The organism is Azospirillum sp. BE72 (genome assembly GCF_031455875.1).
Lineage (GTDB): Bacteria > Pseudomonadota > Alphaproteobacteria > Azospirillales > Azospirillaceae > Azospirillum.
The window spans coordinates 20075-32756 of record NZ_JAVDTO010000020.1; the positions used below are offsets into that span (position 1 = coordinate 20075).

At 67.4% G+C, this 12682-nt stretch carries 12 protein-coding genes and 2 tRNA genes; 11 read left to right on the forward strand and 3 right to left on the reverse strand.

The genetic code is table 11. The features are described 5' to 3' along the window. Positions 1–52: 52 nt before the first annotated feature. Positions 53–481, reverse strand: coding sequence for a hypothetical protein (locus J2Y49_RS28615; RefSeq protein ID WP_194914476.1), 429 nt, complete (start codon positions 479–481; stop codon positions 53–55). Between the two features lie 325 nt (positions 482–806). Between J2Y49_RS28615 and J2Y49_RS28620 the strand changes: the two genes are divergently transcribed. From J2Y49_RS28620 to J2Y49_RS28635, 4 genes are all read left to right on the forward strand, one after another. Continuing rightward, positions 807–1844 carry an NAD(P)/FAD-dependent oxidoreductase gene (locus J2Y49_RS28620; protein WP_310118856.1) on the forward strand — a complete coding sequence of 346 codons (1038 nt, stop codon included), beginning with the start codon at positions 807–809 and terminating at the stop codon, positions 1842–1844. Between the two features lie 127 nt (positions 1845–1971). Continuing rightward, on the forward strand, positions 1972–3465 hold the full coding sequence (locus tag J2Y49_RS28625) for an ABC transporter substrate-binding protein (RefSeq protein WP_310118858.1): 1494 nt from the start codon (positions 1972–1974) through the stop codon (positions 3463–3465). A gap of 27 nt (positions 3466–3492) precedes the next feature. Continuing rightward, the gene (locus tag J2Y49_RS28630; RefSeq protein WP_310118859.1) at positions 3493–4443 is read left to right on the forward strand and encodes an ABC transporter permease; all 951 of its coding nucleotides are present in this window, start codon (positions 3493–3495) and stop codon (positions 4441–4443) included. 151 nt (positions 4444–4594) lie between these two features. Continuing rightward, positions 4595–5419 carry an ABC transporter permease gene (locus J2Y49_RS28635; RefSeq protein WP_310118861.1) on the forward strand — a complete coding sequence of 275 codons (825 nt, stop codon included), beginning with the start codon at positions 4595–4597 and terminating at the stop codon, positions 5417–5419. Positions 5420–5440: 21 nt separating this feature from the next. Here the strand turns inward: J2Y49_RS28635 and J2Y49_RS28640 are convergent, their stop codons facing one another. Next, entirely contained in the window at positions 5441–7093 is a 1653-nt protein-coding gene (locus J2Y49_RS28640; RefSeq protein WP_310118862.1) for a hypothetical protein, read from the reverse strand. 167 nt (positions 7094–7260) lie between these two features. Then, entirely contained in the window at positions 7261–7755 is a 495-nt protein-coding gene (gene gpt, locus J2Y49_RS28645; RefSeq protein WP_014249303.1) for a xanthine phosphoribosyltransferase, read from the reverse strand. A gap of 231 nt (positions 7756–7986) precedes the next feature. Between gpt and J2Y49_RS28650 the strand changes: the two genes are divergently transcribed. The 7 genes from J2Y49_RS28650 to rpsT all read left to right on the forward strand — a co-directional run bounded on the left by J2Y49_RS28650 (position 7987) and on the right by rpsT (position 12086). Further along, positions 7987–8063, forward strand: a tRNA-Arg gene (locus J2Y49_RS28650). 184 nt (positions 8064–8247) lie between these two features. Further along, positions 8248–8324, forward strand: a tRNA-Arg gene (locus tag J2Y49_RS28655). 128 nt (positions 8325–8452) lie between these two features. Then, complete coding sequence (pip, locus tag J2Y49_RS28660; RefSeq protein ID WP_310118865.1) at positions 8453–9403, forward strand: prolyl aminopeptidase; 951 nt, start codon at positions 8453–8455, stop codon at positions 9401–9403. 57 nt (positions 9404–9460) lie between these two features. Beyond that, a complete protein-coding gene (gene mutM / locus J2Y49_RS28665; protein WP_310118867.1) occupies positions 9461–10303 on the forward strand; it encodes a bifunctional DNA-formamidopyrimidine glycosylase/DNA-(apurinic or apyrimidinic site) lyase in 843 nt (280 codons plus the stop codon). Between the two features lie 12 nt (positions 10304–10315). Next, positions 10316–10747, forward strand: a complete 432-nt coding sequence (locus tag J2Y49_RS28670; RefSeq protein WP_310118869.1) for a hypothetical protein — start codon at positions 10316–10318, stop codon at positions 10745–10747. A gap of 106 nt (positions 10748–10853) precedes the next feature. Continuing rightward, positions 10854–11630 (forward strand): enoyl-CoA hydratase, encoded by a 777-nt coding sequence (locus J2Y49_RS28675; protein ID WP_310118871.1) that lies wholly within the window; start codon positions 10854–10856, stop codon positions 11628–11630. Positions 11631–11825: 195 nt separating this feature from the next. Continuing rightward, positions 11826–12086 carry a 30S ribosomal protein S20 gene (gene rpsT, locus J2Y49_RS28680; protein WP_044549314.1) on the forward strand — a complete coding sequence of 87 codons (261 nt, stop codon included), beginning with the start codon at positions 11826–11828 and terminating at the stop codon, positions 12084–12086. Positions 12087–12682: the final 596 nt, after the last annotated feature.

Sequence of the window (12682 nt, forward strand, 5' to 3'; positions counted from 1 at the left end):
CGAAGCCGCCGCCCCCCCGCAAGCCGTAAAGAAGGGTGGGTCAGCGGCAGGCTTACCGGCCGACCCGCCGCTTCGGCGACAGCCGGTCCCCCGCTCCCGCTCCAGCTCCCTCTGCCGCACCGGCCACCACCAGCCGCGGCGCCTTGTTGAAGTTCATGGTGATCATCAGCGTCAGTGCGCCGTTGATCAGGTGCAGCATCTTGTCGGACGCCACCGGCAGGGGGATGCGCCGGCCCATGCAATAGCCGACCAGCGCCGCCGTCACTTCGGTATCGGCCAGCACCAGCTCGGTCACCGCGCCGTCATCGTCGGTGATGGACAGGCGGGTCTCGATGCCCTCCTGCTCCGGCCCCTCGTTGCGGTGGTAGACGATCCTGGACACGGTGCCGACCGGCAACGGATCCTTCACCCGGCGCCGACGGTCGAGGACGGCCCGCACAACCTCCTGGTCGGTGAAGACCAGACAGCGAAGTTCCTTCATTCCGGGCCTCCACCCGACTGGCATCCGGACCGGCCTCCGGGCTGCCCAGCCCGGCCATCCGCCGTACGTTCCTACTGTCGGCCTTGCACTCCCCGGTGCGCAATCGACAAATTTAAGCGAATTTATGCGAAATTGTGAAACTCGCGCCGCCGCATCGGCCCGACACCCGGCCCGATGCCTAGCCCCATGCGCGACACAGCACCGCTTTCCCCTTGCTGGGGGTTGACCCGGCCGGGAAATGCGGACAATGGAAGGGCCATTCGCGCATCTTCATCCTTCACCCGGCATCCTCCACCCGGCACCCCGTCTCAAGGAATTGGCTTTCATGTCGCAGACCGCATCCAGCCACGACGTCCTCACCACCGATGTCGTCATCGTCGGCGCCGGCCCCGTCGGCCTGTTCGCCGTGTTCGAATGCGGCATGCTGAAGATGCGCTGCCATGTGGTGGATGCGCTGGACATGGTCGGTGGCCAGTGCACCGCGCTCTACCCGGAAAAGCCGATCTACGACATCCCGGCCCATCCCTCGATCGAGGCGGCCGACCTGATCGACCGGCTGGCGGAGCAGGCGGCCCCCTTTGCACCCACCTATCATCTGGGCCAGCAGGTGGAAAAGCTGACCCGCCAGGACAGCGGGCGCTGGTTGGTGGAGACCAGCATCGGCACGAAGATCGACACACAGGCGGTGATCATCGCCGCCGGCAGCGGCGCCTTCGGCCCCAACCGCCCGCCGCTCGACGGGCTGGAGGCCTATGAGGGCAAGTCGGTCTTCTACATGGTGCGCCGCCGCCAGGACTTCGCCGGCAAGAAGGTGGTGATCGCCGGCGGCGGCGACAGCGCGGTCGATTGGGCCATTTCCCTGGCCGACGTGGCGGAGCGCGTCTATGTCGTCCACCGCCGTCCGAAATTCCGCGCGGCGCCCGAGAGCGTGGCCCGCATGGAAACCCTGGTTCGCGAGGGGCGGATCGAGATGGTGGTGCCCTACCAGCTCTCCGGCCTGGACGGCGAGAGCGGCCAGCTGACCGCCGTGCGCGTCGCCACGCTGGACGGCGAGGAAAAGGCGCTGCCGGCCGATGCCCTGCTCGCCTTCTTCGGCCTGTCGATGAATCTCGGCCCCATCGCCGATTGGGGCCTGGATCTGGAGCGCAGCCACATCTCGGTGGCCCAGCCCGGCTGCGCCACCAACGTGCCGGGCATCTTCGCCATCGGCGACATCGCGACGTATCCGGGCAAGCTGAAGCTGATCCTCTGCGGCTTCGCCGAAGCGGCCCAGGCCGCCCACTCCATCCGCCCGCTGGTTTATCCGGGCGAGGCGCTGCATTTCGAATATTCCACCTCCAAGGGCGTGCCCGGCGCAGCCTGACCCTTAGGCGCCCCACCCGCGGGCCGAACGGAAAGCGGGTGGGGCTCCGCTTGCGCTCTCCCGCGCCGCACCGCATCATCGCGGCAACGAAAACGTCGCCAACGACGAGACGGGGGAGTTTGCCATCATGTCGACCGCCAAGCAGCGCTTTACCCTGGCCGCCATCGCCGGATTGGCGCTGGCCGCCGCATCCCAGGCGGCGCTGGCCCAGCCGCGCACCGACCTCGTCGTCGGCATGGCGCTGGAGCCGCCGCACCTCGATCCGACCGCCGGTGCGGCGGGCGCCATCAAGGAAGTCACCTACGCCAATCTGTTCGAACCGCTGCTGCGCGTCGACGGCGAGGGCAAGCTGGTCCCCGGCCTCGCGGAGCGCTGGACCGTCTCGGAAGACGGGCTGACCTACCGGTTCACATTGCGCGCCAACGCGAAGTTCCACGACGGCACCGCCGCCGATTCCGCCGACGTCAAGTTCACCCTGGACCGCGCCCGCGCGACGGATTCGGTGAACGCGCAGAAGGCCTATTTCGCCCCCATCGCCCAGGTGGAAACGCCGGACCCGCAGACGGTGGTCGTCACCCTGTCGCGGCCCGACGGCCTGTTCCTGTTCCACATGGCGAGCGGCGACGCCGCCATCGTCGCCCCGGAATCGGCGCCGACCAACAAGCAGAAGCCCGTCGGCACCGGTCCCTTCAAGTTCGACCGCTGGGTCGCCGGCGACCGCGTCGTGCTGGTCCGCAACCCCGACTATGACGGGGCGAAGCCCAAGCTCGACCGCGTGACCTTCCGCTTCATCAGCGACCCCGCCGCCCAGGTGGCGGCGCTGAAGGCCGGCGACCTCGACGCCTTCACCCTGTTCAGCACCTACGAGGCGCTGCCGGAGTTCCGCAACGATCCGAAATTCACAGTGACGGTCGGCTCGACGGAGGGTGAGACGGTCCTGTCCACCAACAACGCCCGCAAACCCTTCGACGATGTCCGCGTCCGCCGCGCCATGGCCCACGCCATCGACCGCAAGACGCTGATCGATGGTGTGCTGTACGGCAACGGCGCCGCCATCGGCAGCCACTTCCCGCCGCACCGTGAGGGCTATGTCGACCTGACCGGGATGTATCCCTACGACCCGGCCAAGGCGAGGGCCCTTCTGGCCGAGGCCGGCTATCCCAACGGTTTCGACACCACCCTGCGCCTGCCGCCGCCGCCCTATGCACGGCGCGGTGGCGAGCTGGTCGCCGCCATGCTGGCCGAAGCCGGCATCCGCGTGAAGATCGAGCCGGTGGAATGGGCGGCCTGGCTGGAAAAGACGTTCAAGGGCAAGGACTACGATCTGACCATGATCGCCCATACCGAGCCGCTGGACATCGACATCTACGCCCGGCCCGACTACTACTTCAACTACAAGAGCGAGCGCTTCAACGCCCTGAACGAGGAGCTGAACCGCACCCAGGACGCGGCCAAGCGCAACGCGCTCTACGGAGAGCAGCAGAAGGTGCTGGCTGAGGATGCGGTCAACGGCTTCCTCTTCATGCTGCCGTCGGTGACGGTGCAGAAGGCCTCGCTGACGGGGATGTGGGTCAACCGCCCGGTCCAGGCCAACGACGTCACCAACGCCGCCTGGAAATAGCGTCGAGCAAGTAAGGATAGCCCCCGCGTGCTCGCTTTCCTGCTGCGACGGCTGGTCAGCCTGATCGTCACCGTCTGGCTGGCCACAATCGTGGTCTTCACCGTGCTGCAGCTGGTTCCCGGCGACCCGGCGCTGTTGATGCTGGGCGTCAATGCCCAGCCGGACACGCTGGCGGCATTGCGCAGCCAGATGGGTCTCGACCAGCCGATCCTTACCCGTTACCTCGACTGGGTCGGCGGGCTGGTCCGCGGCGACCTTGGCGTGAGCCTGACCTATGCCCGCCCGGTGGCGGAACTGGTGGCGGAACGGCTGGCGGTGACCCTGCCGCTGGCGCTTCTGTCTCTGGCCATCAGCACGGTGGTTGCCCTGCCACTCGGCCTCTATGCAGCGGCGCGGCGGGGCAGGGGCGGGGACTGGGCGGTTCTAGGCTTCGCTCAATTGGGCGTGTCGATGCCCAGCTTCTGGATCGCCATCCTGCTGATCCTGCTGTTCTCGCTGACCCTGCACTGGTTCCCGGCCGGCGGCTTTCCCGGCTGGGACGCCGGCATCGGTCCGGCGCTGCATGCGCTGGTGCTGCCGGCCCTGGCGCTGGCGGTGCCGGAGGCCGCCATCCTCGCCCGCGTCACCCGCACCGCCGTGCTCGACACGCTGGGCGAGGACCATGTCCGCACCGCCCGCGCCAAGGGTGTCAGCCGCACCGCTGTCCTGCTCCGCCATGCCCTGCCCAACGCCCTGATCCCGGTGGCGACGGTGCTGGGGCTGCAGATCTCCTTCCTCGTGGCCGGCGCGGTGGTGGTGGAGAATGTCTTCACCCTGCCGGGGCTGGGCCGGCTGCTCTATCAGGCCATCGGCCAGCGCGACCTGATCGTCGTGCAGGGGGTGGTCGTGCTGCTGGCGCTGTTCGTGGTGGTGGTGAGCGCGCTCGTCGACATCGCCTGCGCGCTGGCCGACCCGCGGCCGAAAGGGGTGTCGTCGTGAGGTGGGGTGTCGGGAGGGGAAGTTCTACCCCCACCCTAACCCTCCCCCGCTGGGCGGGGGAGGAGACAAGCGCTTGTGCGGGAGAGTGGCGGCAGTCCCTCCCCCGCCCAGCGGGGGAGGTTAGGTGGGGGCATCGCCGATGGCACTCCGCATGAGGCGCCTTCCCCTCTCCCTCCATCTCGGCGCTGTCCTGACCCTGCTGCTGGTTGCCATGGCGCTGCTGTCGCTGCTGTGGACACCCTACCCGGCGGAGCAGGTGCGCGTGGTTGCCCGGCTGAAGCCGCCCAGCGCCGTCCATTGGCTGGGCACAGACCATTTCGGGCGCGACGTGCTGTCGATGATCATGGTCGGCGCCCGCAACTCGCTGGCGGTGGGGGCGGCGGCGGTCGGGCTCGGGCTGCTGGGCGGGGTGCCGCTTGGGCTGCTGGCCGCCGGGCTGGGGCGCTGGGGGGACGAGGTGGTGGCGCGGCTGGGCGACCTGGTCTTTGCCTTCCCCGCTGTGCTGACGGCGATCCTGCTGACCGCGGCGCTGGGTGCCGGGGCGATCAACGTCGTGGTGGCGCTGGCCCTGTTCAACGCCGCGGTGCTGGCCCGCGTCACCCGCGGTGCGGCGCTGGCGGCGTGGCGGCGGCCCTTCGTCGGTGCGGCGCTGGCGCTGGGGCGGGGACCGCTGTCGGTGACGCTGGTTCATGTGCTGCCCAACATCGCCGGCATCATCGTGGTCCAGGCCACCGTCCTGTTCGCCGTCGCCATCGTCAACGAGGCGGCGCTGAGCTATCTCGGCCTCGGCATCCAGCCGCCCAGCCCCAGCTGGGGCAAGATGCTGGGCGACGCCCAGACCTACCTGTTCACCGCGCCACTTCAGGCGGTGTTCCCCGGTATCGCCATTGCACTCTGCGTGATGGGGCTGACGATGCTGGGCGACGGTCTGCGCGACTGGCTCGACCCGCGGCACCGGTCTTCGGGGGTGATGTGAGGGGGGACCCGCGGCGACATCTCATCCCACCGGCCGCGTCCGCTCCGACAGCTCGATCAGGTCCATCAGCTCGTTGCTTTTCCAGTAGCGCGACTTGCCCACCTCGGTGCGCGCCGTGGCGACGAGGTCGTCGATGATCGCCTGCTCTTCCACGCCCAACGTCCCGCCGCGTTCCAGCCGGTGCGACAGCAGGCGGGTCATGTTGTGGCTGAAGGTGGGGATCCAGGCGCTGACGCGCTGGCCGAACACCCCGGCGATGGCGTTGATCCGCAGGAGATGCTCCATCCGCTCGTCGAGCGGGTCGGCATCCTCGAACTTCATCGCCTTCTCGACGTTGGCGCGCAGCTCCTCCAGCAGGTTTTCGCGCCATTTCACCAGATCGTAGGTCTCGAACCCGAAGTCGCGCGACATCCCTTGCCAGCGCCACAGCAGCCGGTCGAGCCAGACGACGTCGCCATGGTCGATGACCGGCTGGCGCCGGGCGGCGGCGGCCTGGGCGGAGCGTTCCATCGCCACCGCGGCCACCCGCGCGCCGATGATCTTGGCCGCCTGGGTCCAGGCGTTGCGGAAGGCCGGCTCGCTGCGCCGGTCCTCCATCAGCCCGGCGGAGATGGCGGCGTGGACCAACTGGTCCAGACGCTGCACCAGCGCCTCCAGCCGCGCCTTCTCCTTGGCGCTGGGGCGGATGGCGGAGCCGGGAACCCTGTCGTTCAGCTTGAGGATGACGGTCAGCGCCGCGGTCAGCGCGCGGGTGACGCCGACGAAATGGCCGGTCAGCGCCGCGGTCATGGCGTCGCCGCGGCCGGGATCGACGCCGCTCTGCCGGACATAGAGCGCCGCGACCGGATAATTGCGCTTCACCGTCAGGACCGACAGCGGCAGCAGGTTCGCCAGATCGTCGCCGCAACGGTCACGCAGCTGCTCCGTCGCGTCCTGCAGCAGGTCGGCCAGCCGGTTCGCCTCCGCCTCGCTGCCGCAGGAGGCGGGAAAATCCTCCAGCCGGTCGGCGACCGGCTTCACCGGTCCTTCGGCATTGGCCAGAACCAGATGCATCAGCCGCAGCGTGCCGATGTCGATGGCCGGCGTCTTTTCCAGGAATCCCGACATCAGCCGGGTGCGGCGCGGCCGGTTGCGCGACAGGCCGGCCAGCAATTCGTCCGTTGCCTTCTTGTTCGCCAGCACGGCGTCCAGATGCTTCACTGCGGCGACGCGCATCCGCTCCTTCATCACCATGGCGACGGGGGAGCGCAGGATGCGGTCGATCACGTCGCCGCGCGCCATCTCGTCCAGCGTCTCCTGCGCCTCCACCGCCAGCAGCGGGAAGGCGTCGCGGCTCAGCGCCTCCCACAGGGCGCCGACATCGACGCGCTGCAGCATGCCGGGAATCGACAGGCCGGCGTGGTACAGCACGTCGTCGTCGATCAGGAAGGCTTCGAACAGGTTGGTGAACAGGCGCCGGGCGCGGTTGGTGCGCTGGCGGTTCAGATACTCGATGACATATTGGCGGACGAGCTGGACCCGGTCGGTCGGCTCGCTGTCCATGCCCTCGATCTCGCTCAGCAGACTGTAGACGAGGCTTGCCGGCAGCCGTGTCACCAGCGCGTCGATCTTCTGCCGCAGCTCTTCCTGGTGCAGTTCATCCGGGCGTATGTCGCCGGTCGAATCGTCGGTCATGCGCGGGCCGCCACGCGATGTTGGTAAGGTGCTGGCGGGCGCAGACGCTCCGCCGCGCGTCATTTAGGACGCAAACGGTAAATTTTTATGTAATGAGCCGGAACACGCGAACCGGCGCACCGGCATGGCCCCCGCATGCCGCGGGGAGCCGTGCCGGTGGCTGGCCGTCAGCTTTGCCGCAGCTTGGCGATCGGCTGCGAGAACTGCAGCTCGATGTCCCAGGGGAAGTGGATCCAGGTGTCCTGGCTGACTTCGGTGATGAAGGTGTCGACCAGCGGCCGGCCGGCCGGCTTGGCGTAGACGGTGGCGAAATGCGCCTTCGGCAGCATCTTGCGCACGACTTCCGCCGTCTTGCCGGTGTCGACCAGGTCGTCGATGATCAGCCAGCCCTCGCCGTCGCCGGCATTGGCGCCCTCGACACCCTTCAGCACCGTCGCATTGCGCTGCTGCTGGTGATCGTAGCTGGAGACGCAGACGGTGTCGATCATGCGGATCTCGAGCTCGCGCGCGATGATCGCCGCAGGAACCATGCCGCCGCGCGTGATCGCGATGATGCCCTTCCACGGGCCACGGTCGATCAGGCGCCAGGCCAGCGCCTTGGCGTTGCGGTGGAGCTCTTCCCAGGACACCGGGAAATGCTTGTTGAAGGGGGCTTCGGCCACGGTACTGACTCTCCAAAAACAGCAAGGGGACTGTATAACCCAGCCGCCGCCGCCCGGCAATCGGGGGTGATTGGTACGCGGTGGACCGACCGTCGCAGGAGCGTCGCAGGGGTGTTGGAAGGCAGGCGAAATTTCGTGAAAAAAGCGCTTGCGGGGCAGGGAGTGTTTGAGTATGTTGCGCGCCTCGACGCCGACGGCCTGCCGCCGACGCCGGGACAGACGGTGGATAAGGCGCCCGTAGCTCAGCTGGATAGAGCATCAGACTACGAATCTGAGGGTCAGGAGTTCGAATCTCTTCGGGCGCGCCATCCTTCCCGTTCGACAAGACAGGCCACCTCCGCGGTGGCCTTTGTCGTCTGGGATGCCGTCGAATCCGCAAGAAAGCTTCGCGTTTTTCTTCGTGAAAAGCTCTTGCCTTCGATGACGGATTTGAGTAGGTTGCGCGCCTCGACGCCGGGGGACACTTCGACGGCGAGACGTTTGGTGGACAAGGCGCCCGTAGCTCAGCTGGATAGAGCATCAGACTACGAATCTGAGGGTCAGGAGTTCGAATCTCTTCGGGCGCGCCATCCTCCTCCATAACTTCGACATGCAAGGCCGCCTTCGGGCGGCCTTTGTCGTTTCACGACTTCGTCGCTCTGGCGCGAGCCCCGGTGGCTCCTTTACACTTGTGGCCCGCACCACTGGATGCATGGCCATGCCCCGCAGCGACTTCTATCCGCCCATCGACCCGTTCCAGACCGGCACGCTCGCCGTCGACGGGATTCATACGGTCTATTGGGAGCAGGCGGGCAACCCGCGCGGCGTGCCGGTGATGTTCCTGCATGGCGGGCCGGGGGCCGGGGCCTCGCCCACCCACCGCCGCTTTTTCGATCCCGCCCATTACCGCATCGTCGTGATGGACCAGCGCGGGGCCGGCCGCTCCACGCCGCTCGGCGAAACGCGGGAGAACACCACCGAACGGCTGGTCGAGGACATCGAGACGCTGCGCCGGCATCTGGGGATCGAACGCTGGCATCTGTTCGGCGGCTCCTGGGGCTCGACGCTGGCGCTGGCCTATGCCGAAACCCATCCGGAGCGCTGTCTGGGCCTGATCCTGCGTGGCATCTTCCTGATGCGGAAGAGCGAGATCGACTGGTTCCTCTATTCCATGCGCGTCCTGTTTCCGGAGGCCTGGGCCGCCTTCGCCGGCCACATCCCGGAAGACGAGCGCGGCGACCTGCTGGAGGCCTATTGGAAGAGGCTCGACTCGCCCGATCCGATGGTGCGCATGGCCGCCGCGCGGGTGTGGAGCATCTATGAGGGCAGTTGCTCGTCCCTGCTGCCGTCGCCCGACCTGATCGCCGCCAGCGGCGAGGACCGCCACGCCCTGGGGCTGGCGCGGATCGAGGCGCATTACTTCCGCTCCAACCGCTTTGTGCCGGAAGACAAGCTGCTGCGCGACGTGTCCCGCATCCGCCATCTGCCGGGGGTGATCGTCCAGGGCCGCTACGACATCGTCTGCCCGGTGATCTCCGCCGACGCGCTGCACCGCGCCTGGCCGGAGGCCGACTACCGCATCGTTCCCGATGCCGGCCACTCCGCCATGGAACCCGGCATCCGTGCCGCGCTGATCCAGGCGACGGAGCGCTTCAAGGAATATCGGTGACGCTCTCCTTGCGTCCTTGGGCTTTAACTTCCGTCCCACCCACCCCACACTCTGCCGATGCCTGAACTTCCCGAAGTCGAGACGGTGTGCCGGGGCCTCGCCCCGCATCTCGAAGGCCGGCGGCTGGTCCGTGTGGAGCAGCGGCGGCCGAACCTGCGCACCCCCTTTCCGCCGCGCTTCTGCGAAAGGCTGACCGGCCGGCGCGTCGAGTCGGTGCGGCGGCGGGCCAAATACATCCTGATGCATCTGGATGACGGCGGTGTGCTGATCGCCCATCTCGGCATGTCCGGCCGCATGATCATCGCGCCGGAACGCCCCGATTCCTTCGACAAGCACGACCATGTGGTGTTCGAGACCGACGCCGGCACAATCGTCACCTTCAACGACGCCCGCCGCTTCGGCCTGATGGACCTGACGGTCGCCGACGCGCTGGGCGACCATCCGATGCTGCGCAACCTTGGGCCGGAGCCGCTGGGCAACGAATTCTCCGGCCCCGAGCTCGCCCGCCGTCTGGCAGGCAAGATGACGCCGGTCAAGGCCGCCCTGCTCGACCAGAGCGTCGTCGCCGGTCTCGGCAACATCTATGTGTCGGAGGCGCTGTTCCAGTCCGGTATCCTGCCCACCCGGACCGCCGCCAGCCTGACCGGTGAAGAGGTCGACCGTCTCGCCACCGCGGTGCGCGAGGTGCTGGAGCGTGCGATCGCCGCCGGCGGCTCCTCCTTGCGCGACTACCGGCAGGCGTCGGGGGAGCTGGGCTATTTCCAGCACCAGTTCGCCGTCTACGACCGGGAGGGGGAGGGCTGCCCCGATTGCGACTGTGACCGTGCCCGGACGGGGGGCGTTCAGCGGATTGTACAGTCAGGCCGCTCGACTTTCTTTTGTGCGGCGCGCCAACGGTGATATAGCTGGGGCATGACGGCTCTACCGGCCATGCTCCGGGCGGCGTCCGCCGCTTTCCTCCTTGCCGGCCCCGCGGTCGCGGGCCTGGGGAGCTTCCTTATTCCCATTCCTCCGGCATTCGCCGCCCAACTGGTCGCTGCCGACTCCGGGCCGTTCGTCCCCGGCTTCACCGACGTTCCGGTGATGCCCGGGCTGGCGACCGCCGAATCGGAGCCGCTGGTCTTCGACAAGCCGGGCGGGCGGATCATCCAGGCCGTGCTGTCGGGAGAGGTGCCGCGCCAGGCGGTGCTGGCCTTCTACGACCAGACCCTGCCGCAGCTGGGCTGGCGCCGGGCATCCGACCGCGTCTTCGTCCGCGAGGGCGAGGAACTGCGGCTGGAATTCCCCCAACAGGCCAAACCCAAGTCCGCGACCGCCGTCCGCTTCACTTTGACGCCGCGCTGACGGCGGGAACACCCGCCATACTCGCGCGGGTCCTCAACAGACGCCCCTACACAACCACGAGTCCCGGAAGCAACCGGGCTCGCCCCATCGGGAGAGTGCTGCAGCCATGTCGTATGAAACCATCCTCGTCGAGACCCGCGGCCCGGTCGGCCTGATCACGCTCAACCGTCCGAAGGCGCTGAACGCGCTGTGCGACCAGCTGGTGACCGAGCTGGGTCGGGCGCTCGACGATTTCGAGGCGGACTCCGCCATCGGCGCCATCGTCGTCACCGGGTCGGAGCGCGCCTTCGCCGCCGGCGCCGACATCAAGGAGATGGCCGGCTTCTCTTACATGGATGTCTACAATTCCAACTTCATCACCGCGAAGTGGGAGCGGCTGGCCAAGTGCCGCAAGCCGACCATCGCCGCGGTGGCCGGCTTCGCGCTGGGTGGCGGCTGCGAGCTGGCGATGATGGCCGACTTCATCCTGGCCGCCGACACCGCCAAGTTCGGCCAGCCGGAGGTCACCATCGGCACCATCCCCGGCGCCGGCGGCACCCAGCGCCTGACCCGCTTCGTCGGCAAGTCCAAGGCGATGGAGATGGTCCTGACCGGCCGCATGATCGACGCCGCCGAGGCCGAGCGCTGCGGCCTCGTCTCCCGCATCGTCCCGGCCGCCGAGCTGGTGGAGGAGGCGGTGAAGGTCGCCACCAAGATCGCCTCGCTGTCGCAGCCGGTCATCGCCATGGCCAAGGAGGCGGTCAACGTCGCCTATGAGTCGACGCTGGCCGAGGGCATCCGTTTCGAGCGCCGCCTGTTCCATTCGACCTTCGCCACCGAAGACCAGAAGGAAGGCATGGCCGCCTTCGCCGAGAAGCGCCAGGCCGGTTGGAAGAACCGCTGAGTCGCCGATCACGCGTTGACTCTGCCGTCGGGGCCGTCCCCTGCATCTTGCGGGGGACGGACCAGATCCCATCAAGATGTCGTCTGAGTACGATTAGTCAAAATCATCGGGCGTCCACGCCTTGACTCGGGGTGCGCTGCCGCGTATAAGGCGCGCTCGCATCACGACAGCCGTGTCGTTCGGAGTAGGGTTTCCATGGCCAATCATAAGTCCGCTGAAAAGCGCATTCGTCAGACCGAGCGTCGCACGGAAGTCAACCGTGCCCGCATCAGCCGCATCCGTTCCTTCGTGAAGAAGGTCGAGGGCGCGATCCAGAGCGGCGACAAGTCCGCCGCCGCCGACGCGTTCAAGTCCGCTCAGCCGGAGCTGATGCGCGGCGTCTCCAAGGGCGTGCTGCACAAGAACACCGTGTCGCGCAAGCTGTCGCGTCTGTCGGCTGCGATCAAGGCTCTCTGATAGAGCTTTCATCCGCTGGTTTCAAAAAGCCGCGCCCGTGACTCGGGGCGCGGCTTTTTGCGTTTAAAGTAAATGTATGGGTACTCGACAATTGTCTTAGATTGTTGTTAGGCGTGCTTATGAGATTCGAGATCGGCCTTGTGGTTAGAGCAGTGGTTTTTATCTTTTTAGGCCGTTCGCCATCTGTCCCATTGCCAGATTTCGTTGGTATGGTTAGACTTTTGCTCCAATTCGGCGGGGCGAAATGGGGTGATGCAACACTCTGTGGCCGGCCGAACACAGAAGTGAAATACTGAAGGTCTACGCCGGATCAGGGCTTGTTGAGTCCCGGTCAATCGCACGATCTTCTTTTACTTACAAGCTGTCGCGCTTGGGGCGGGATTTACAATCCCGTCGACTCATGCGTGTGCGTTTTGGGTATAATGTTCCGTTCGGGGTCAACCCTGCCTGTACACATACGGGCGGGACCAGGCGGGCGGCCGGGGCACCAGTCGGCGGGCACACCATCGGTGTGGCCGGCTGCGGTGCGCGGCGGTTCCGGTCGCGGGGTCGATCCCGCGCCGCCTCGGCGGTGGGGGCTGGCCGGGGGGAAGGAG

What these genes read in the sequence shown, in the direction of transcription:
- J2Y49_RS28615 (WP_194914476.1), bottom strand. Translation starts at nt 481, where the DNA reads ATGAAGGAACTTCGCTGTCTGGTCTTCACCGACCAGGAGGTTGTGCGG.
- J2Y49_RS28620 (WP_310118856.1), top strand. Translation starts at nt 807, where the DNA reads ATGTCGCAGACCGCATCCAGCCACGACGTCCTCACCACCGATGTCGTC.
- J2Y49_RS28625 (WP_310118858.1), top strand. Translation starts at nt 1,972, where the DNA reads ATGTCGACCGCCAAGCAGCGCTTTACCCTGGCCGCCATCGCCGGATTG.
- J2Y49_RS28635 (WP_310118861.1), top strand. Translation starts at nt 4,595, where the DNA reads ATGAGGCGCCTTCCCCTCTCCCTCCATCTCGGCGCTGTCCTGACCCTG.
- J2Y49_RS28640 (WP_310118862.1), bottom strand. Translation starts at nt 7,093, where the DNA reads ATGACCGACGATTCGACCGGCGACATACGCCCGGATGAACTGCACCAG.
- pip (WP_310118865.1), top strand. Translation starts at nt 8,453, where the DNA reads ATGCCCCGCAGCGACTTCTATCCGCCCATCGACCCGTTCCAGACCGGC.
- mutM (WP_310118867.1), top strand. Translation starts at nt 9,461, where the DNA reads ATGCCTGAACTTCCCGAAGTCGAGACGGTGTGCCGGGGCCTCGCCCCG.
- J2Y49_RS28670 (WP_310118869.1), top strand. Translation starts at nt 10,316, where the DNA reads ATGACGGCTCTACCGGCCATGCTCCGGGCGGCGTCCGCCGCTTTCCTC.
- J2Y49_RS28675 (WP_310118871.1), top strand. Translation starts at nt 10,854, where the DNA reads ATGTCGTATGAAACCATCCTCGTCGAGACCCGCGGCCCGGTCGGCCTG.
- rpsT (WP_044549314.1), top strand. Translation starts at nt 11,826, where the DNA reads ATGGCCAATCATAAGTCCGCTGAAAAGCGCATTCGTCAGACCGAGCGT.